21 protein-coding genes, 1 tRNA gene and 1 pseudogene are annotated in these 17,925 nt (G+C 62.5%); 9 read left to right on the forward strand and 14 right to left on the reverse strand.

Features of this window, described 5'->3' with window-relative positions; genetic code table 11:
- The first annotated feature begins 106 nt into the window (after nucleotides 1–106).
- Nucleotides 107–1,288 carry a dual-specificity RNA methyltransferase RlmN gene (gene rlmN, locus A3OO_RS0114605; RefSeq protein ID WP_026223005.1) on the forward strand — a complete coding sequence of 394 codons (1,182 nt, stop codon included), beginning with the start codon at nucleotides 107–109 and terminating at the stop codon, nucleotides 1,286–1,288.
- Nucleotides 1,289–1,376: 88 nt separating this feature from the next.
- Here rlmN and A3OO_RS0114610 read toward each other — a convergent pair whose 3' ends face one another.
- From A3OO_RS0114610 to A3OO_RS0114620, 3 genes are all read right to left on the reverse strand, one after another.
- Nucleotides 1,377–1,880, reverse strand: a complete 504-nt coding sequence (locus tag A3OO_RS0114610) for a disulfide bond formation protein B (RefSeq protein WP_040573913.1) — start codon at nucleotides 1,878–1,880, stop codon at nucleotides 1,377–1,379.
- 14 nt (nucleotides 1,881–1,894) lie between these two features.
- Nucleotides 1,895–2,710, reverse strand: coding sequence for a C1 family peptidase (locus A3OO_RS0114615; RefSeq protein WP_018408581.1), 816 nt, complete (start codon nucleotides 2,708–2,710; stop codon nucleotides 1,895–1,897).
- 79 nt (nucleotides 2,711–2,789) lie between these two features.
- Nucleotides 2,790–3,368 (reverse strand): YqaA family protein, encoded by a 579-nt coding sequence (locus A3OO_RS0114620; RefSeq protein ID WP_018408582.1) that lies wholly within the window; start codon nucleotides 3,366–3,368, stop codon nucleotides 2,790–2,792.
- Nucleotides 3,369–3,499: 131 nt separating this feature from the next.
- On the opposite strand from A3OO_RS0114620, the gene A3OO_RS0114625 reads away from it, so the two are divergent.
- Both A3OO_RS0114625 and A3OO_RS24280 read left to right on the forward strand, forming a co-directional pair.
- A tRNA-Leu gene (locus A3OO_RS0114625) sits at nucleotides 3,500–3,584 on the forward strand.
- 807 nt (nucleotides 3,585–4,391) lie between these two features.
- On the forward strand, nucleotides 4,392–4,829 hold the full coding sequence (locus A3OO_RS24280) for a hypothetical protein (RefSeq protein ID WP_245257165.1): 438 nt from the start codon (nucleotides 4,392–4,394) through the stop codon (nucleotides 4,827–4,829).
- A gap of 141 nt (nucleotides 4,830–4,970) precedes the next feature.
- Here A3OO_RS24280 and A3OO_RS0114640 read toward each other — a convergent pair whose 3' ends face one another.
- Both A3OO_RS0114640 and A3OO_RS22680 read right to left on the reverse strand, forming a co-directional pair.
- Nucleotides 4,971–5,735: a hypothetical protein gene (locus A3OO_RS0114640; protein ID WP_018408585.1), complete on the reverse strand. Its 765-nt coding sequence runs from the start codon at nucleotides 5,733–5,735 to the stop codon at nucleotides 4,971–4,973.
- Nucleotides 5,732–5,950, reverse strand: a complete 219-nt coding sequence (locus A3OO_RS22680; protein WP_018408586.1) for a hypothetical protein — start codon at nucleotides 5,948–5,950, stop codon at nucleotides 5,732–5,734. The genes A3OO_RS0114640 and A3OO_RS22680 overlap by 4 nt, the downstream gene beginning before the upstream one ends.
- Before the next feature lie 549 nt (nucleotides 5,951–6,499).
- Between A3OO_RS22680 and A3OO_RS24285 the strand changes: the two genes are divergently transcribed.
- Nucleotides 6,500–7,120: a transglycosylase SLT domain-containing protein gene (locus A3OO_RS24285; protein WP_245257222.1), complete on the forward strand. Its 621-nt coding sequence runs from the start codon at nucleotides 6,500–6,502 to the stop codon at nucleotides 7,118–7,120.
- Nucleotides 7,121–7,141: 21 nt separating this feature from the next.
- Here the strand turns inward: A3OO_RS24285 and A3OO_RS24590 are convergent.
- Nucleotides 7,142–7,324: pseudogene (locus A3OO_RS24590) on the reverse strand (patatin-like phospholipase family protein); the annotation flags it as partial.
- Between the two features lie 179 nt (nucleotides 7,325–7,503).
- Here A3OO_RS24590 and A3OO_RS0114655 point away from each other — a divergent pair.
- Complete coding sequence (locus tag A3OO_RS0114655) at nucleotides 7,504–7,704, forward strand: hypothetical protein (protein ID WP_018408588.1); 201 nt, start codon at nucleotides 7,504–7,506, stop codon at nucleotides 7,702–7,704.
- 4 nt (nucleotides 7,705–7,708) lie between these two features.
- Here A3OO_RS0114655 and A3OO_RS0114660 read toward each other — a convergent pair whose 3' ends face one another.
- The gene (locus A3OO_RS0114660; RefSeq protein ID WP_018408589.1) at nucleotides 7,709–8,191 is read right to left on the reverse strand and encodes a DUF2165 family protein; all 483 of its coding nucleotides are present in this window, start codon (nucleotides 8,189–8,191) and stop codon (nucleotides 7,709–7,711) included.
- A gap of 99 nt (nucleotides 8,192–8,290) precedes the next feature.
- Here A3OO_RS0114660 and A3OO_RS0114665 point away from each other — a divergent pair, with 99 nt between their 5' ends.
- Together A3OO_RS0114665 and A3OO_RS0114670 are read left to right on the forward strand one after the other, a co-directional pair.
- Nucleotides 8,291–8,995 (forward strand): glutathione S-transferase N-terminal domain-containing protein, encoded by a 705-nt coding sequence (locus tag A3OO_RS0114665; RefSeq protein WP_018408590.1) that lies wholly within the window; start codon nucleotides 8,291–8,293, stop codon nucleotides 8,993–8,995.
- A 45-nt stretch (nucleotides 8,996–9,040) separates the two neighbouring features.
- Complete coding sequence (locus A3OO_RS0114670) at nucleotides 9,041–9,724, forward strand: orotate phosphoribosyltransferase (RefSeq protein WP_018408591.1); 684 nt, start codon at nucleotides 9,041–9,043, stop codon at nucleotides 9,722–9,724.
- A 19-nt stretch (nucleotides 9,725–9,743) separates the two neighbouring features.
- On the opposite strand, the gene A3OO_RS0114675 is transcribed toward A3OO_RS0114670, so the two are convergent.
- Nucleotides 9,744–10,037: a hypothetical protein gene (locus A3OO_RS0114675; RefSeq protein ID WP_018408592.1), complete on the reverse strand. Its 294-nt coding sequence runs from the start codon at nucleotides 10,035–10,037 to the stop codon at nucleotides 9,744–9,746.
- Nucleotides 10,038–10,130: 93 nt separating this feature from the next.
- Here A3OO_RS0114675 and A3OO_RS0114680 point away from each other — a divergent pair, with 93 nt between their 5' ends.
- Nucleotides 10,131–10,763 (forward strand): M15 family metallopeptidase, encoded by a 633-nt coding sequence (locus tag A3OO_RS0114680; protein ID WP_018408593.1) that lies wholly within the window; start codon nucleotides 10,131–10,133, stop codon nucleotides 10,761–10,763.
- Between the two features lie 34 nt (nucleotides 10,764–10,797).
- Entirely contained in the window at nucleotides 10,798–12,900 is a 2,103-nt protein-coding gene (gene recG, locus A3OO_RS0114685) for an ATP-dependent DNA helicase RecG (protein ID WP_018408594.1), read from the forward strand.
- Nucleotides 12,901–12,907: 7 nt separating this feature from the next.
- Here the strand turns inward: recG and A3OO_RS0114690 are convergent, their stop codons facing one another.
- The 6 genes from A3OO_RS0114690 to A3OO_RS0114715 all read right to left on the reverse strand — a co-directional run bounded on the left by A3OO_RS0114690 (nucleotide 12,908) and on the right by A3OO_RS0114715 (nucleotide 17,923).
- Nucleotides 12,908–14,107 carry a DNA methyltransferase gene (locus A3OO_RS0114690; protein WP_018408595.1) on the reverse strand — a complete coding sequence of 400 codons (1,200 nt, stop codon included), beginning with the start codon at nucleotides 14,105–14,107 and terminating at the stop codon, nucleotides 12,908–12,910.
- 3 nt (nucleotides 14,108–14,110) lie between these two features.
- The gene (locus A3OO_RS21760; RefSeq protein ID WP_245257166.1) at nucleotides 14,111–14,395 is read right to left on the reverse strand and encodes a HigA family addiction module antitoxin; all 285 of its coding nucleotides are present in this window, start codon (nucleotides 14,393–14,395) and stop codon (nucleotides 14,111–14,113) included.
- Between the two features lie 218 nt (nucleotides 14,396–14,613).
- On the reverse strand, nucleotides 14,614–15,738 hold the full coding sequence (tgt, locus tag A3OO_RS0114700; protein ID WP_018408597.1) for a tRNA guanosine(34) transglycosylase Tgt: 1,125 nt from the start codon (nucleotides 15,736–15,738) through the stop codon (nucleotides 14,614–14,616).
- Complete coding sequence (locus tag A3OO_RS0114705; RefSeq protein ID WP_245257167.1) at nucleotides 15,735–16,049, reverse strand: hypothetical protein; 315 nt, start codon at nucleotides 16,047–16,049, stop codon at nucleotides 15,735–15,737. Before A3OO_RS0114705 ends, tgt begins: the two co-directional genes overlap by 4 nt.
- A 14-nt stretch (nucleotides 16,050–16,063) precedes the next feature.
- Complete coding sequence (queA, locus tag A3OO_RS0114710; RefSeq protein WP_018408599.1) at nucleotides 16,064–17,125, reverse strand: tRNA preQ1(34) S-adenosylmethionine ribosyltransferase-isomerase QueA; 1,062 nt, start codon at nucleotides 17,123–17,125, stop codon at nucleotides 16,064–16,066.
- A gap of 90 nt (nucleotides 17,126–17,215) precedes the next feature.
- Nucleotides 17,216–17,923, reverse strand: coding sequence for a PRC-barrel domain-containing protein (locus A3OO_RS0114715; protein WP_018408600.1), 708 nt, complete (start codon nucleotides 17,921–17,923; stop codon nucleotides 17,216–17,218).
- Nucleotides 17,924–17,925 lie beyond the last annotated feature (2 nt).

Genomic DNA, 17,925 nt, shown 5'->3' on the forward strand with positions numbered 1-17,925 from the left:
CGCGCGCCTCGCATCGCAGAGGCCGTGCGTCGACCTGGCGGCCTCCACGGCGCTCTCAAAATATCGCGCAGAGACATGATATAAGAGGCGCAGTTCAGAGGATTTCATGAGCCTATCCGACACTCCCGCTGCGCCCGTGACGACGCTTAAGCCCTCGCTCGCCGGAATGACCCGCGCAGAGATCGGCGACGCCTTGCGCGCCTTCGGCCTGCCGGAGCGCGAAATCCGCATGCGCGTGTCGCAGCTCTGGCATTGGGTCTATTTCCGCGGCGCGCGCGACTTTGGCGAAATGCTGAATGTCTCGAAGGCGATGCGGGCGCAGCTAACGGAGGCCTTCGCGCTACGCCTTCCGGAAATCGTCGAGGAGCAGATTTCGGTCGACGGCACGCGCAAATGGCTGCTGCGGCTGCAACCCGTCGACGCCTTCGACAAGGGCGCCGAAGTCGAGTGCGTCTACATCCCGGAAAGCGACCGCGGAACGCTTTGCGTCTCCTCGCAGGTGGGCTGCACTTTAAATTGCAGCTTCTGCCACACGGGCACGCAGCGGCTCGTGCGCAATCTGACGACCGCAGAGATCGTCGGGCAATTGCTCGTCGCCCGGCAGCGGCTCGGCGATTTTCCCGATCGCGAACGACCGACCGACGGTCTCGTGCCGGCAGGCGAAGGCGTGCGCGCCGTTTCCAACATCGTCTTCATGGGCATGGGCGAACCGCTGTACAATCTCGACAATGTCATGGCGGCGATCGAGATCATGGCCGACGGCGACGGGCTGGCGCTGTCGAAGCGGCGCATCACCGTCTCGACCTCCGGCGTCGTGCCGCAGTTCGAACGCTTGGGCGCCGAATGCGGGCCGGCGCTGGCGATTTCGCTGCACGCGGTGCGCGACGAGCTGCGCAACGATCTTGTGCCGCTCAACAAAAAATATCCGATCAAAGAACTGCTGCAGGCCTGTCGCGACTATCCCGGCGCGTCGAACGCAAGGCGCATCACCTTCGAATATGTGATGTTGAAGGGCGTGAACGACTCGCCCGCCGACGCCCGGGAGCTGGTGCGGCTCCTGAAAGGCCTGCCGGCCAAGATCAATCTTATCCCCTTCAATCCCTGGCCGGGCGCGCCCTACGAATGTTCGGATTGGGAGACGATCGAGCGCTTCTCCGACATCGTCTTTAACGCCGGCTACGCCAGCCCGGTGCGCACGCCGCGCGGGCGCGACATACTCGCCGCCTGCGGACAACTGAAGAGCGAGACGGAAAAGCTGCGCGCCAGTGCGCGGTTGGCGGCGGGCTAAGGCCAAGCGGGCGGTCAGAGATGACGGAACAGGGTCGCGCAGCGCGCGGATCATTGGATGAGCGCCGACCGGGGGCGGCGAACGATGATCATATGCGGCGCGCGCCGACGACGGCCATCCACGCCAGCGCTGCGGAAATCGCGACGTTCCAATTCGCCAGGGTCAGACCGAAAATCCACAAGTTCGGCTCGTCGCAGCGCACGACTTTCACCGACTGAAGCTGCTTCATGAAATCGGCGACCGACGGCGCGGTCGAAAGCGGCCCGGAACAATCGGACGGCCCGGCGAAAATCTTCCATTCGACGCCCGAATGATAGATCGAAAGGATGGCGTTGCCGGCAAAGAGCAGCGCCATCAGCAGGAAGGCCGCGCGGGCCATTCCCGCCCTCCCCGTTTGCGCGGCGAAGGCCGCGAGCGGCGCGAGCGCGAACGCCGCGTAATAGGGCACGCGCTCCTTGTAGCAGAGCTCGCACGGCAGATAGCCGAGCGACTCATAGGCGTAGGCGCCGCCGATCGCCGCGACGGCGGCGGCGAGGATCAGCAGCGCGATATTTCGGGGCGCTAAAAGGCCGCTCGACTCAAGCAGCGCCATGCGAGATCCGACCATCAGGACGTAATATACTGCGCCTGCCCCTGCGCCAAGAACTGGAAGAGATCATAGGCCATCCAGATATAGCCGCCGCTGCCGTTCCATGTGGCGCCCCAATCCGTCCCGAAGCTGTTCTGGATCAGAATAGCCCCTTGGGAGTCGTCGTAGCCGATGATCAGCATGCAGTGGCCGACGAGACCACCGTCGGGGTTCTTGATCTTGTCGAAGGGCCCATTCATTGGGCTGGGCGAGCCGTCATAAGCGATGAACGCCGAATTCAGCGCCGTGCCGTAACAGAGCGCGCCGCCATTGGCGATGACCGTCTTGACCGAGTCGAGATCGGAAGTCTCCACCATCGCCCAGCCCGGAATCTGAAAGCTCGCGTCGATCGTAGCATTGGGATCATAGCTCGACCAAAGCGTCGAACAGTTCGGCGTATAAGGCGCCGTCGCCCAGTTCGGGGTGCCGCCCTGGCACAGAAGATCGAGATAGGAGCCGAGCCGCGAGCCTTGGCATTGCGTGGCGCCGTAGCACTTCATGACCTCGATGTAGATATGCGCCGGGCTCGCCTGCAGTGACGCATCGCTCGGCGGCGTCTGCGAATTTTGCGCGGCCGTAAAGGTCGCGAGGCCATAGGTCGTCGCCCAGGCCGCGCAGCTGCCTGGGCTGCCGATATGCTTGGACGTGCCTTGGGCCTGCGGCGGGGGCAAATAAAGCGGATCGACCGTCGCAGAAGTGGGAAGAGTTCCGGAGAAAGCCGGCTTAACTGAACGACCGCTCTCAATGATGGTCGGATTATAGCCAAGATTCAGAAATTCTTGTCGTGCAGACATTGAAAGCTCCTCTTGAAAAGCAGCAGCGGCAAAATTCGGCGCTTCAGTTCTGCAATTCTCGAACTGAAGCCTGACGATTTTAAAACATCTTCGCCGCGAGCGCGAAGCCGGCGACGACGATTACCGCGAGCGACGCGATGAAAAGTCCGAAGTGGCTTTCGAGCTTCGAGCGGATCGGATCGCCAAAACGATTGATCGCCGCCGCCAGCACGAAGAATCGCGCGCCGCGCGTGACCATCGACAGCACGATGAACAGCGGGAAATTATAGGCGAGAAGCCCGGAGACGATGGTCACGAGCTTATACGGAATGGGCGTGAAGCCCTTGACCAGGATGAAGATCGCCCCCCATTGCGCGTAGAAGGCGCGCAGCGCCTCCATCTTCTCGCCGTAGCCATAGAGATTGATCAGCCACTGGCCGATCGTATCGTAGAACAGCGCGCCGAACGCGTAGCCGAGCGCCCCGCCCGCGACCGAGGCGATCGTGCAGATGCCTGCGAAATACCAGGCCTTCTTCGGCTCGGCGAGCGTCATCGGCACGAGAATCACGTCGGGCGGCACCGGGAAGAAGGAACTCTCCGCAAAAGCGATTGCGCCGAGCGCCAGGGGCGCATGCCGGCTCGCGGCGAGCGACATGGTCCAGTCGTAGAGCTTTTTCATCTGTTCCCGGGGTTGGCGCGGCGCGCTGCCCGCGCATAGCACGTAAGCGTTGAAGAAAGAAGTTTCCCGGGTTGACGGGCGCCGGGGCGCGGCTAATATCCGCGCCGCTTCGCCGGCTTCCCGCCGGCCGGGCCCCTGTGGCGGAATTGGTAGACGCGCTCGACTCAAAATCGAGTTCCGCAAGGAGTGCTGGTTCGACTCCGGCCAGGGGCACCACTTAGTTTCAGTTCATCCTCAATATCAGCTAGTTATTATCAATTCGATTTGTCGGCCCTCGCCCGGCCTCGCTCCCTCGCGACGAGCGCGGAACGAACGCTCGAAAGCTGCGTTATAGAAACGATCGCTTCAGCAAACGCGACCGTAAGCTTTCGATCCGTCGCGGCGACGATCTCCCCAAGATGCTTGTAAATCGGCTGAGGGATTTTGCGCATGTACATGACGCCCATCGACTTTATCGACCTCGGGTTTCGCACATTCATGCGCAACCCATTTTCCAGTCCCGAACAGATCTCGCTCCGGAAAGGTGAAAGCGACTTTCGCTTGTTGGGCGCGCGCGAGGGACTCGTCGTGACGCTCGGTCCCGAGACGTCCTTTTTCGATCGGCCAAGCAGGTCTGTTTGCCGATGGCCCGGAACACGGACCATTCCGCGCCAAACTCCTCACTTGGCGCCAAAACGCTCCTGGATCGCGAATGAGTTCGCGACATTCCTTTACGTGTTCTGCGGCGGCGGAGACGTGAAGCTCAATCGGATCGCCACTTCGGAGAAGCAAAGAGAGATTTTGCTGACGGCTGGCGAAGGCAATGTCGTCGAGAAAATCGATCTGACGAAACTTGCAGGAGACAATTCGCCTCCGCTTTTGTTTCTCCAGCCTGCCTATCTTTGTTCATCCTCCAATGTCGCGATTGAATCCGTCCCATGTGACGCATCGACCATGAGTTGGGCGCGAGCGCCTTATGTCTACAAGACATGCCCTCTCGACGATCCGTCGACGCCTGCGATCCTATGTCTTGCCGGCAAAACCATGATCTGGTGCGAACGGATCGAGCCCGGCGAGAGTCGGGACTACGCGCTTGGAAACGTTATTGCGACGACCGCCAACGTCGTTTCCAAACTGCGACCAACCAGCCAGACGCATCCTGAGGATATGAGGGTCGCCGCAGTCGCACAGGATCGCTCAAGAGCGAATGCAATCATTTCGGCGTCCGCAAAGACGAGCCGCGATAGTTCGATCCGCGCGCGACTACGTGAGTGCGCCGCCGCCACGAAAATCCTCTTTGAATCGATGCGCGCCCGTGAAGGATTCTTTGTGTGCGAAGTGACCAATGAATCTGACGCGCCGGCCCATGTTTTTATCCAACTCAACAAAGGCAATTTTTATGGCGGCTCAGGGCTCGTTGGCATCGTGATAAAACTCGTATCCAGCATCTTCCGTATGTCGCACCTGTCGCTGGGTCATTAATCGAGCGGCTGCGGAGGCAGTCTGTCGCGGTCGCCATTACCTCGCCATGGGCGAATAAGTCGTCGTCAATTTAGTGCGGCTACAAATTCCAGGTCGCCCAAGCTGCGCCACCATAGTAAGCGATCCGGTCGACTCCTTGTCCTACCGCCCGTAGGCGCCGAGCGGGCGCGGCGCGCCGGGCGCGTCCGGATATCTTGCCGGCTCGAACGCGTCCCCGCGACGTATTTTGGGACGCCGCAGTCCCTCGCCGACTTTCACCGTCGCAGAGACGGTCGTCCGCCGCGACGCGCCTTGTTCGAGGATGACGTATTCGCTTCGCGGCGAACGCGCGCCGGCTTGCTCCGAGGGCGCGCCTGTCGGCGCAGGCTTGGCGGCTGCCTCGCGCCGCAGTCCCTCGACCTGACCTGACAGCGCGCCGATCGCGGAATTCGTTTCCGTCTTCATCGCGTCGATGCGCTTGCCGAGAGTGTCGACGGCGTCGGCGGCCGGAGTCGCCGCCTGAATCGAAGACCTCATCGATTCCATCTCAGTGCGGAGCGCGCGGATCTCCTCTTCCATCTTCTGCGTCGTGCGCAGAAAGGCGGCGCGCTCAGCGTTTTCCTGCGTCGCCATCGTGCGGACGAGGTCCGGCAAGGCGGAGACCGTCGGCCAGGCGGCCTCGGCGATCAGCCAGCCGGCGAGTGCGGCGGCGCCATAGAGCAGCGCCGCCCATAAAAGCCGAGAGCCGTGGATGAATGCGCTCTTGAGCGCCGGTAGCTGGCGTTGCGCGACTTTTGTCTCAGAATCAGCGGAGAAATTTCCGGAGATCGCCGCGTCCGCGGACCCTACCTTCAGCTCCGGAACGTCAGCCGCGGGAGCCGCGGCAGGGCTGAGGTCGAGGGCGGCTAATCCCGTTTGCTCGGTCATGGCAAGGCTTCGAATGGGGGGCGCAAGATTTTGAGCTTCACGCCGATTGCTTGAGAATGGATTAACGGGCTGCGCGACTTGCGCCGCCGCCACGCCAAGAATTCAAACACCATGATTTGGGAAATAGAATTGATCCGCAGGGAAATCGTTCGTTCTTCGGGAATAAAAGCTTCTTCATGAGGGCTCCCGGCCCTCTCGCGAATTTGAAAGCCCATCTTCCTCAGTCACGTACAGGCTCGAAGCTGGCGTCAGAAGATTAAGGCGATTTTCAAAGCGCCGAGGCGCGGCGCCTTTCCGACACAAGCGCAAGCTCGCTCTGTGAAGCATCGTTTACAATTTGATAACAGGATGCTGCTCCCCTCGTCAGCCACTGGATATTCGCCACACAAGCGAGGAGTGAGCTGATGGACGAGGCAAGCTCTTCAACTGAGACCTCCGACGAAGCGGTTACGCGAGCGCGCGAGGACAAAGCTCCGCCAACTCGTGGGGGAGCCGAAGCCGCAGTAAAAATTTCGGCGTGCGAACACGCGACATTGGTTTCTGACAGCGAGAGTTCAGACGCAGGAAGAAAGATCGAGATCAGGATCAATCTGGGGTTCGACGACCAGACGCTGCAAAGCGTTCTGTCCTCTCTCAAAAACGCGCAAATACAACCGCAGACCGCTGAATATATCAGGCTAACCGCGCCTTATCGGGAAGAGGCTTTCACCACGCGCAGGCATGCCAGCGACGAAACAAACACACGCGTTTCTCCAGTCGCTCTAATGTTGATCTTCGCCGTTGGATTCGGACTGAAACTGCACTTCCACGACTTTCATTTTCCAGTATTTCCCGATCAGGCCGCCTCGTCGCTTAAGGCTCTGGTCGATCGGATCACCATGTCCGAGTCACAGGGAAATCCGGACGCCCGAAACAAGTTTTCATCCGCGGCCGGACTCGGCCAGTTCATCAACGCGACCTGGATGGGGTTGATCAAGAAGCACCGTCCTGACCTCGCCGGCAATTTAAGCGACAAAGAGATTCTCGACTTGCGCAAGGACCCTGATCTCTCTCGAGAAATGACGGCGCGCTATGTCGAGCAAAACACGTCGATCCTGTTGAAGAAGGGTCTGCCGGTCACGCCCGGATCTCTCTATCTGGCGCATTTCGCCGGACCGGGCGGCGCGGCGGCGATCCTGTCGGCGCCAGAAGAGGTGGACGCGGCGACGGTGATCGCCAGCGTCGACGGACAGCCGGGCAAAACCCGCGAAAAAATCGTCAATGGAAATCCCTTCTTGAAAGGCTTCACCGTAAAGGACCTCAAGAACTGGGCTCATCTCAAGATGCAAGGGATCAGCTTGGAGCTGGGGGCGACGCCGGAGGAGAATTTGGCGCGGCGCGATTGATCGCAACGTCAGTGTCCACCGGCCTCCTGCGTCCGGCTGGCCGGCGAAATAGCAGGCGTTCATCGCGCCGACCGACGAACCGACGATAAAGTCGGGGCGCACGCCGGCGGCCGTAAGGCTTCGAAGCATGCCGACCTGAACCGCGCCGCGGCTGCCGCCGCCGGCCAGAACAAAGGCGGTTTTGGCGGCGGTTCCCCCGTTCATGGCGCATCCCCTTCGGCGCGTCGCGCCACGCGGGCCAAGAGTCTTCCGCCGGATATCTAGGAGGCCAGGCGAAGTCGATCCATGCGCGCTCCAACTCGCCTTATTGACGCGCCCCCGCTCTTGAAAACAACGCGGGCCTGCTTAATTCGCCACTGCGGCTCTTTCACGAGGACTTTGCAATGGCGGATGACAAAAATCCTATCGTTGAGAACAAACTGACCGACGAAAACCCCACTGTTAAAAAGAACAAATATCTCTTCGGCGGCGTCGGCGCCGTCCTCGGCGGTCTGACCGGCGTCGCGATCGGCGGCCCGCTCATCGCAGTCGTCGGGGCGGGACTTGGCGGTCTGCTCGGATACAATATGCTGAAGCGGCTGTGACGCGTTAGTCGTCGCGCTGACCTAGAAACAGCATCACCAGCGCCGCGCAGCCGATGAAGCGGAACGCGGCTTGCTCGGCGTCTGGCAGGGACCGCCACATCTGGAACCATTCCCCGCCAACGGCCATGAAGCCGAACAGGTAGAGGCCAACGGCGAGCGCAAGACCCGCAATCGCGACATCCTTTGCGGCGTTGAATCGCGCCGCATCCGCCTTGCGCCTCAGCAACAGCCGCAACACGCCGGCGAGAACGAGCGCAGCGGCGGAGAATTCGATTGCGATAATAAATGCGTAGAACATACGGTGCAGCGTCACGCTCGTGACCGCGCGCCACTCGAGCGGGCTGCCGGCCGGCACCTGATCCATCGACATCACATGGCTGACGAACTGGTAATTCGTGGCGTAGTCGGTCACATTGTTGATTGCGACGAGCAGAATGAGCGCGCCGAGCGCAGCGGTCAGCAAAATCTTCGAATATCTGATCAACATGGCGATCCACTCCCGGGCGTTAGCCTAGCATGACCTGAGCGATTGATCTTGCGACGCGAGGGCTTACAACAGAGTCTGGTCTCCCGTCGGACTGCGTCCATGATTGATCTTCATTATTGGCCGACCCCCAACGGCCACAAAGTCACGATTTTTCTCGAGGAAGCGGGACTCGCTTATCGGATCAAGCCCGTCGACATCACCAAAGGGGACCAATTCAAGCCCGAGTTTCTCGCGATTTCTCCGAACAATCGCATGCCGGCCATCGTCGACCGCGAGACGGCGGATGGCGGCGCTCCGGTCGCGCTCTTCGAATCGGGCGCGATCCTCGTCTACCTTGCCGAGAAGACCGGGCGGCTTCTTCCCACAGACCTCCATGCCCGCGCGCGAACGCTGCAGTGGCTATTCTGGCAGGTCGGCGGACTTGGCCCGATGGCCGGTCAAAACCACCACTTCGCCAAATACGCGCCGGCGAAAATTCCCTACGCGATCGAGCGCTACCGTAACGAGACCGGCCGGCTCTACGGCGTGATGGACGGACAGCTCGCCAAGACGCCTTTTCTCGCCGGTGAGTATTCGATCGCCGACATTGCCTGTTATCCCTGGATCGTTCCGCATGAGGATCAGGGCCAGGATCTGCACGACTTCCCACATCTCAAGCGCTGGTTCGAGGCGATCCATTCCCGACCGGCGGTGATCCGCGCCTATGCGGCAGGCGCGCCCTATGAACGGTCGCGTCTCGATTTTACGGCGCTGGAGCGCGAAATACTTTTCGGTCAGTCCACCGAGCGCGGCGGCGCGAAATAGGCTATGGCTGCGCGGCGTTTTTTCTAAGAAGGGCACGCCGCATCCATGTCGAACGACCGCCAAACCGCCGCACGCGAAACCGCCAAGGCGCTGATCGAAGTGCAAGCGGTGCTCGTGAACGTCGATAAGCCTTTCATAACCACCGCCGGCTGGGCGTCGCCGGTCTACATCGACATGCGCAAGATCATCGCCTTCCCGCGGCTGCGGCGGCGCCTCGTCGATTTCGCGACGCGGACGATCGAACGCGACATCGGCTATGAATCGCTCGACATCGTCGCAGGCGGCGAGACGGCCGGCATTCCCTTCGCGGCGTGGATCGCCGACAGCCTCATGCTGCCGATGCAATATGTGCGCAAGAAGCCCAAGGGCTTCGGCCGCAACGCCCGCATCGAAGGCGATGTGATGGAGGGCGGCCGCGCCCTACTGGTCGAGGATTTGGCGACCGACGGCGGCTCGAAGAAGGATTTCGTGCAGGCGCTGCGCGACTCAGGGCAGCGCTGCGATCACGTCTTCGTGTTCTTCTTCTACGATATATTCGCCGGCGCCCGCGAGGAGTTGGCGGCGCTCGGCATCAGCCTGCATGCGCTCGCAACCTGGCGCGACGTGCTCGCCGTGGCCCGCGAGCACAAATATTTTCCCGATGACGCGCTCAATGAAGTCGAAGCCTTCATCGCCGATCCCGTCGCCTGGTCGGCGGCGCATGGCGGCCTCGCCAAAGCGAAGGGATAGCCGACAGAAGCGGGCGCTTTTAGCTGCAGCGAATGAATTCGCGATAGAGCCAACCGAGCCGCTTGCCGCCGGGGCTCGCCACATAGGCCCAGGGCCTGCCGTGATCGTCCTCGCCATAGCGCTGCACGATAATTGCGTTCCCGTCTTCGATGCCGCCGACGACATTTTTGCGCTGATCGCGGATGGCGATCGAGGCGCCCATGGCGCCCGTCGCCGTGCAACGATCGCCAGCGAGCGCCGTCGCGCCCCATGCGATCGCGGCGGCGAGAGCGGCGAGAGTGAGGCCGGCGAAGGGCGCGAGTTTCTCGGACATCAAAGGCCTCCCGATTGCGTTGGAAAGACCTATAGTCGGGGTTCGGAAGCAGCGAATTGCGCCAACGCACGTGGAGCCGCCATGCGCAGGCTAATGTTTTTTCTTATTGGGGCGCTTTCCGCGCCATATGCGCACGCCGGCGAGCCGCCGGCAGGCTTCGCGCGCCTTGCTGACGTTGCGCCGACCATCGTTCAGGAGATGCGCTATGCCGGCGCCGATAATTTCACCGGCGCCCCGGTTCCCGGCTATGACGCGCCGCAATGCTGGCTGCGCACTGAGGCCGCCAAAGCGCTGGCCGCCGCGCAGAAGGATGCGCGCGCTCGCGGGATTTCGCTCGTCGTCTACGACTGCTACCGACCGCTGCGCGCCGTTTCGGCATTCGTCGACTGGTCGCGCAACGCCGACCAGCGGACGAAGACCGAACATTATCCACGCCTCGCCAAGAGTGCGCTGTTTCCCGAGGGCTATATCGCCGAACATTCCACCCATTCGACGGGATTGGCCGTCGATATCGGCGTCAAAGGCTGGAATTTCGGCACGCCGTTCGATTTTTTCGACACGCGCTCATGGACGAAAGCCAAAACCTCGAAGATGGCGCGGGCGCATCGCGACGCGCTCGTGACGCTGATGCGCCGCCACGGCTTTGAAAATTTTCCGCGCGAATGGTGGCATTTCACTTACAAAGGCGCGGACGGGGCGCCGAGCTATGACGTCGAGATCAAGTGACCTGTTCCGCGCCGGCGAACTGAACTGAACCTTCATGCGTCCCTCCCTGCTCGACCCCTTTTTCGGTCGCGTCGCCGCACTGCCCGGCGTCGGGCCGAAAACCGCCAGGCTGTTCGACCGGCTGCTCGCCAAGCCGGGGACGGAAGCGCGCCTCGTCGATCTGCTTTTTCATCTTCCGTCGACCGTCATCGACCGGAGCGTGCGGCCCACAATCGCCGCCGCGCCGCTCGAGACGATGGTCGTGTTGAAGGCGTGCGTCACCGAGCATCGTCGCCCTCAGGGCCGATATTCAAAATCGCCCTATCGCGTGCTCGTCGAGGATGACACCGGCGACGTCGAACTCGTGTTCTTTCTCGCCAATCCCGACTGGATCGAACGCAGCCTGCCGCTTGGCGCGACGCGCTGGATCTCGGGACGCATCGAGCTTTATGACGGGCGCCGCCAGATCGTGCATCCCGACCGCGTGCTCGACGAAGCCGGATTGGCGAAGCTCCCCGCATTTGAAGCCGTCTATGGCCTCACCGAGGGCCTGCAGGCGCGTTACGTTTTGCGCGCGACGGAAGAAGCGCTGACGCGCCTGCCGAACCTTCCAGAATGGCAGGACGCCAGCGTTCTCGCCGCCAATAAGCTTCCCGCATTCGCCGAGGCGCTGCGCGCGGCGCACCGCCCCGAAGCCGCAGATGCGCTCTCGCCGCAGCATCCTGCCCGTCAGCGTCTCGCGCTCGATGAATTGCTCGCGAGCCAGCTCGCGCTGCGCCTCATTCGCGCCAAGATGCGCCGCCCTCCAGGTCGCGCCCACAAGGGCGACGGCCGCTACGCCCGAGCGATCGAATCCGCTCTGCCGTTTCGCCTGACGCGCGCGCAGCAGCGCACGCTTGATGAAATCCGCGCCGATCTTGCGTCGGAACAGCGCATGCTGCGGCTCGTCCAGGGCGACGTCGGATCCGGCAAAACTGTCGTCGCGGCGCTCGCCATCGCGAGCGTCGCCGAGACCGGCCGGCAAAGCGCCTTGATGGCTCCGACCGAGATCCTGGCGCGTCAGCACTACGATAGGCTTACGCCAACGCTCGCGTCCGCGGGACTGCGCGTCGCGCTGCTGACAGGCCGCGCCAAACCGAGTGAACGCGCAGCGCTCCGCGCCGCCATTGGAGCGGGCGAAATCGACGTCGTCATCGGGACGCACGCTCTCGTGCAAAGCGATCTCGCCTTTCACGACCTCGGCCTCGCCGTCGTCGACGAGCAGCATCGCTTCGGCGTCGAGCAGCGGCTGGCGCTCGGCGCCAAGGGCGACGCCGTCGACGTGCTGGTGATGACCGCGACGCCCATTCCGCGCACGCTGGCGCTGACCGCCTTCGGCGACATGGACTGCTCGGCGCTCGACGAAAAACCGCCCGGCCGCACGCCGATCTCAACGCGCGCGCTTCCGGCCGAGAGAATCGACGAGGTGATTGCGGGGCTGCGCCGCGCCTTGGCGGAGGGCGCGCGCGCCTATTGGGTCTGTCCGCTTGTTGAGGAGAATGAGGAGCTGGACCTCTCCGCTGCGCAAGAGCGGCACGCCGATCTGTCGAAGCTTTTCGGAGCGGCGGTCGGCCTCGTTCACGGCCGAATGAAAGGCGGCGAGAAGGATGCGGTGATGGAAGCCTTTCAGCGCGGCGAGATCAAAATTCTGGTGGCGACCACGGTCATCGAAGTTGGCGTCGACGTTCCGGAAGCGACGATCATGGTCATCGAACACGCCGAGCGCTTCGGCCTTGCGCAGCTGCATCAGCTGCGCGGACGCGTTGGTCGCGGCTCGGGAAAATCCTCATGCCTGCTTCTGTACAAGGGCCCGCTGAGCGAAGCGGCGAAAGCGCGGCTGATGATCATACGCCAGACGGAAGACGGATTTCGCATCGCTGAAGAAGATCTGCGGCTGCGCGGCGAAGGCGAAATTCTCGGCGTGCGGCAGGCCGGTCTGCCGAGCTTTCGGCTCGCCGACCTTTCCGCCCACGCGCGTCTCCTCGCCGTGGCGCGCGACGACGCCGAATTGATTCTGCGTCGCGATCCCGAGCTTGCGAGCGACAGAGGACAGGCCTTGCGCGCCCTGCTCTACCTCTTCGAACGGGACGACGCCGTGCGCCTGCTGCGCGCCGGCTGATGCGACGTCAAAAGCGCCGCGCGATCACGATTCGGTTGCTGTTGACGCCCTTCACATTATTCGCGACGCCCCAGCAATTGCTGGTCTTCGTGAAGCTCTGCTCATTGACGAGCACGCCCAACCGCTCAAAGGGAAGATCGTCGAGCGCGCGCCAGACCAGTTGTTCGAGCGGCAGCGCCCCGCCCCTGACCTCGCCAACCTCATAAGCAACGTGACCGCCCGGCTTCACGACTCGCGCCAGTTCCGCGAAGACGTCGCGAGTCATCGCGCGCCAGTCTTCCGGCGCGCGAAGCTGCGAGAGGCGGATGCTCTCGACGTCGATTCCCGCAAACCAGTTGCGCAGCCAATTGTCGCCGCGATAGTCGACGACGTCGAGAAAAGGCGGCGACGTGACGACGAGATCGACTGTCGCATCGGCGATATGCTCCAAACGGGCGGCATTCGCCACGACGAGTTGCGCGTCGCAGACCGTCGGCGCGTCCTCCGCCAGAAGCGCGCGCGATTTCTTGAAAATCAGCTCGGCGATGTCGCGCCGCGGCGGCGTTTGTTCCCGACGCGCATTGATCTTCAGTTGCGCCTTAACGGAAACGGCCTGATTCGGCGGCATCGTGTAGACTGAAAAGAATCCCGGCGAGTGGCCGGTCAATCGATTGAGCGCCACCATGCGGATCCAGCCATCCACGGCGTCGAGGCAGCCATCATTTGCTCGGATCAGCAGATACCGGCGCAGCGCGCATATCTGCCGCAGCGTCTCAGCGTGGTAAAAAGCGAGAAGGTCTTCGCGATCAACCTCGCCGCGTCCCCAGGGCGCGGCCGCAAGCCGCGCCTCGATATCGCAAAGCGCCGGAGGCCGCAGCCGCGGGCGCGTCAGCAGCAGCGACAAAGGATTGGCGTCGGAGCCGATGGGTCTCCGCCCCATCAGCGCCGACTGCAGGATGGTCGTGCCGCGGCCCATGAAAGGATCGCACACGACGTCTCCCGGCTGCGTCAGCCGATCGATGAAAAAGGCCGGGAGCTGCGGCTTGAAACAGGCGCGATAGCTGATCTCATGCAGCGGATGCGCGCGCCTTTGCCCGGCGGTCCAAAAGGCGTTGATGTAATAAGGAACGCCATCAGCGACAACGGCGCGAGTCGCCGCGCCGAATTCTACGGACCAAAGCAGGTGGTGAAAAAATTCCGCTTCCGCGATCTTTTGAACTGCGCCCATGCTTCAGTCGCGCTGACGATCGGCGAGGCTCGGCAATGACTTGATCCTCGCTCCGGCCGCGCGGCGCGCGAGCGAAAGCTCATATTGCGTCTGCAGCTCGAGCCAATCTTCGGGCTGAACGCCGAACCAGTGTCCAAGTCGCAGCGCCGTATCGGCGGTGACGCCCCGCTGGCCATTGATAATGGCGGTGACCCGATTGACCGGCACGTCGATATCGCGCGCCAGATCCGACGCCGTCAATCCGAGCTCCTGCAGATGACGGGCAAGAATTTCGCCAGGATGCGACATCCCATTCTCCATCGACGCCAGTTTGGATTTTGACGGGCGCGCGCGAACGCTCTCGCGTCGCAGATGCGTCTGCCGACGAGCATTTGCTGGCGCTTCCTGCCGAACGCCGATCAAAAATCTTCTGGTGAGCTCTTCATGGTAGCGGCCCATGCTCCGCCCCCGCCGAATATTGTTTTCGTAAACCATATTATCTGGTCCGTAAACTCGGCTGAGGTGACTTAGGCGCTTTCGCCCTCGATCCAATTGGCGCGCGTCTCGGCGATGAAGTCGGCGAGACGCCCGGCGCCGATGGCTGCGCGAAGGCCCGCCATCAGCTCCTGATAATAGGCGACATTGGCCTGCGTCAGCAGCATCATCCCGAGGATTTCCCCCGCTTTGACGAGGTGATGCAGATAGGCGCGCGAATAGTCGCGCGCGGCGGGGCAGGATGACTGCTCGTCGAGCGGCCGCGGATCGTCGGCGTGGCGCGCATTGCGCAACGTCACCCGTCCGTGGCGCGTATAGGCGAGGCCGTGGCGGCCGGCGCGAGTCGGCATCACGCAATCAAACATGTCGATTCCCCGCGCGACAGCCTGAACGATGTCATCCGGCGCGCCCACGCCCATCAGATAACGAGGTTTCGATTCGGGCAAATGCGGGGCGGTCGTCTCGAGCATGTCGAGCATCACGTCCTGAGGTTCGCCGACGGCCAGACCGCCGACCGCGATCCCATGGAAATCCATGCCGGCGAGCGCTTGGGCGCTTTCGATCCGAAGCCGCTTCGATTCGCCGCCTTGCACAATGCCGAACACCGCCCTGCCCGGGCGTTCGCGAAACGCCTTACGTGAACGCTCGGCCCAACGCAGCGAAAGACGCATCGCGCGTTCGGCCTCGCTTTCGGAACATGGCAGGCGCACGCATTCGTCGAGCTGCATCTGAATGTCCGACCCGAGGAGATCCTGAATTTCCATCGAACGCTCGGGCGAAAGATGATGGCGCGAACCGTCGATATGCGACTGAAAGGTCACGCCGCTTTCATCGAGCTTGCGCAGCTTCGCAAGCGACATCACCTGAAAACCGCCGGAATCCGTCAAGATCGGATAGGGCCAGCGCATGAATTCATGCAGTCCGCCCAACCGCGCGATCCGCTCCGCGCCCGGCCGCAGCATGAGATGATAGACATTGCCGAGCAGAATGTCGGCGCCCGCGGCGCGCACGTCTTCAACGAACATCGCTTTCACCGTCGCCGCGGTGCCGACCGGCATGAAGGCGGGCGTACGGATTGTTCCGCGCGGCATAACGATTTCGCCTTGACGCGCGAGGTCGTCGGTCGCGAGGACAGAAAAGGAAAAAGCCTGCGTCACTTGTTGTCCTTCGCGCCGAGTATGGCGAGCTTCACGATGCGATAGCGACCGCTGTCGCTTTCATTGAACCACACGGAGAACTCTGACCCGACCATTATCGTCGCCTCGCGCAGGTCAGATCGCCAGCTCTCTCCATGACCGAAGTCGATTCGTCCGTCGCGCCGTAGAATGAATGGACGCACGTTATCGTCGTCGAGCGCCAATGCGCCGAAAAGATCCCATGTCGAAACAAGTCGCGCGCCGTCGATCCGCGCGTCAATGGTCATCGGCGCCTCTCGCGGATCGTCGCGCCAGAGTGCAAGGATGCGCATGTCGCGAGGCTCGCTCACGTTTCGGAGCGCTGAAGCAGACACGCGTCGCCGTAGGAATAAAAACGATAGCCGCTTTCGATGGCATGCGCATAGGCGGCCTTCATGCGCTCGAGGCCGGCGAATGCGGCGACCAGCATGAACAGAGTCGAGCGCGGGAGATGGAAATTGGTAAGCAGCATGTCCACGGCGCGGAAACGATAGCCGGGCGTAATGAAGATCCGCGTGCGCGCAGCATAAGGCGCAAGCCGTCCGGCGTCGTCCGCCGAGCTTTCCAGCACGCGCAGCGCGGTCGTGCCGACCGCGACGATGCGTCCGCCTCCCGCTCGCACCTCGTTCAGCGCCTGCGCCGTTTCGGCGTCAAGTCGCGCGAACTCCTCGTGCATCCTGTGCAGGTCCGTGTCCTCCGCCTTCACGGGAAGAAAGGTGCCGGCGCCTACATGCAGCGTCACGCGGTAAAGACGAACGCCGCGCGCTTCGATCGCTGCGAGCAGCTGCGGCGTGAAGTGGAGGCCGGCGGTCGGCGCGGCGACGGCGCCCGCTTCGCGCGCGAAGATCGTCTGATAGTCACTTTCGTCTCGCGCGTCGGCCGAACGCTTGCCTGCGATATAGGGCGGCAGGGGCATGACGCCCGCCTGCTCTATTGCGATATCCAGAGCAGGTCCTTGAAGCTCGAAAGCAAGTGTAATCTCTCCTTCGTCGCCTTTCGTTTCGACGCGAGAGTCGATTGTGCCCCCATGGCCCATAAAGCTTATGCGATCTCCGATCGCGAGCTTCTTTGCCGGGCGCATCAGCGCGCGCCAGCGGGAAGCATCCAGCCGTTCGATCAGCGTCGCTTCAACATTGGCGCTCAACGCGTCTCGAAAGCGCCGACCGGAAAGCCGCGCGTGAATGACGCGCGAGTCGTTGACGACGAGCGCGTCTCCGGGACGAAGATAATTCGGCAGGTCGCGGACGATCCTATCCTCGAAAGGCCCGCCGCACGGCGCGACGAGCATACGGGCGCTGTCGCGGGGATCGGCGGGCCGAAGAGCGATCCTGTCTTGCGGGAGGTTGAAGTCGAAAAGGTCGACGCGCATGCGGAGCTTGCAAAAACCATAAGCTCCGTCAGGTCAAGCCAGAAAAGTCGGCGGCGCCGATTATCGACCAACCGGCGCCGCCGCGAGAGCTTATTGGTATGAGCCGACGCGCCGGCGGCGCTCGTCAAACCGGAACTCCGGAGCGCTCCGCAGATCGTCGCGAGTCGTGTTCACAACCGCTTCGACGTCGCCATCTTCGTTCCGGGAAACGACCATTGACGAGGGGTCGATCGCGATATGGCGCTCGCCGATGCCGAGGAATCCGCCAACGCTGACGATGACCGCACGCAGATTCCTATTATTGTCGAAGATGACATCCTCGATCTCGCCGATGTCGTCATTCTGCAGATTGCGGACATCGCTGCCGATCAGCTGCGACATGCGCATGTCGGTAGGTCCGAGCCTATAAAAAATCACGCGGGCGGAGCCGAGCTGATCCAGTTCGCGCATTTCAGTTGCGGACCGTCCTCTCGTCGTCTGCCGATCCATGCCCGTGCGATCCATGGTGCGGTCCATGCCCGGCTGGCTGTCCTGATCGCGCATCCGTTCGCGCGCGGCGCTGCCTCGCCAGGTCGGCGCGGCGTCGTCATCGCGGCCCATCTCGCGCCAGCCGCTGCGAGATGTCGTATCCTCCGCATCCTTGGCTGCTTGGCCCGGCTTCTCCTGCTGAGTGCTGCGAGACTGAGTCTGATTCTTGCTCGAGCTCGCGCCCGTGCGATCGCGCGCTGCATTCGCTGTCACGCTGGCGGAAAGCGCGATCGCCGCTACTGTAGCGATCAACAACTTGAGCGATTTCATCG

This window comes from Methylocystis rosea SV97 (genome assembly GCF_000372845.1).
GTDB classification, from domain to species: domain Bacteria; phylum Pseudomonadota; class Alphaproteobacteria; order Rhizobiales; family Beijerinckiaceae; genus Methylocystis; species Methylocystis rosea.

Coding starts and splice junctions, on each gene's coding strand:
- rlmN (WP_026223005.1), top strand. CDS start 107: ATGAGCCTATCCGACACTCCCGCTGCGCCCGTGACGACGCTTAAGCCC.
- A3OO_RS0114610 (WP_040573913.1), bottom strand. CDS start 1,880: ATGGCGCTGCTTGAGTCGAGCGGCCTTTTAGCGCCCCGAAATATCGCG.
- A3OO_RS0114615 (WP_018408581.1), bottom strand. CDS start 2,710: ATGTCTGCACGACAAGAATTTCTGAATCTTGGCTATAATCCGACCATC.
- A3OO_RS0114620 (WP_018408582.1), bottom strand. CDS start 3,368: ATGAAAAAGCTCTACGACTGGACCATGTCGCTCGCCGCGAGCCGGCAT.
- A3OO_RS24280 (WP_245257165.1), top strand. CDS start 4,392: ATGATCTGGTGCGAACGGATCGAGCCCGGCGAGAGTCGGGACTACGCG.
- A3OO_RS0114640 (WP_018408585.1), bottom strand. CDS start 5,735: ATGACCGAGCAAACGGGATTAGCCGCCCTCGACCTCAGCCCTGCCGCG.
- A3OO_RS22680 (WP_018408586.1), bottom strand. CDS start 5,950: ATGGGCTTTCAAATTCGCGAGAGGGCCGGGAGCCCTCATGAAGAAGCT.
- A3OO_RS24285 (WP_245257222.1), top strand. CDS start 6,500: ATGTTGATCTTCGCCGTTGGATTCGGACTGAAACTGCACTTCCACGAC.
- A3OO_RS0114655 (WP_018408588.1), top strand. CDS start 7,504: ATGGCGGATGACAAAAATCCTATCGTTGAGAACAAACTGACCGACGAA.
- A3OO_RS0114660 (WP_018408589.1), bottom strand. CDS start 8,191: ATGTTGATCAGATATTCGAAGATTTTGCTGACCGCTGCGCTCGGCGCG.
- A3OO_RS0114665 (WP_018408590.1), top strand. CDS start 8,291: ATGATTGATCTTCATTATTGGCCGACCCCCAACGGCCACAAAGTCACG.
- A3OO_RS0114670 (WP_018408591.1), top strand. CDS start 9,041: ATGTCGAACGACCGCCAAACCGCCGCACGCGAAACCGCCAAGGCGCTG.
- A3OO_RS0114675 (WP_018408592.1), bottom strand. CDS start 10,037: ATGTCCGAGAAACTCGCGCCCTTCGCCGGCCTCACTCTCGCCGCTCTC.
- A3OO_RS0114680 (WP_018408593.1), top strand. CDS start 10,131: ATGTTTTTTCTTATTGGGGCGCTTTCCGCGCCATATGCGCACGCCGGC.
- recG (WP_018408594.1), top strand. CDS start 10,798: ATGCGTCCCTCCCTGCTCGACCCCTTTTTCGGTCGCGTCGCCGCACTG.
- A3OO_RS0114690 (WP_018408595.1), bottom strand. CDS start 14,107: ATGGGCGCAGTTCAAAAGATCGCGGAAGCGGAATTTTTTCACCACCTG.
- A3OO_RS21760 (WP_245257166.1), bottom strand. CDS start 14,395: ATGTCGCATCCTGGCGAAATTCTTGCCCGTCATCTGCAGGAGCTCGGA.
- A3OO_RS0114705 (WP_245257167.1), bottom strand. CDS start 16,049: ATGCGCATCCTTGCACTCTGGCGCGACGATCCGCGAGAGGCGCCGATG.
- queA (WP_018408599.1), bottom strand. CDS start 17,125: ATGCGCGTCGACCTTTTCGACTTCAACCTCCCGCAAGACAGGATCGCT.
- A3OO_RS0114715 (WP_018408600.1), bottom strand. CDS start 17,923: ATGAAATCGCTCAAGTTGTTGATCGCTACAGTAGCGGCGATCGCGCTT.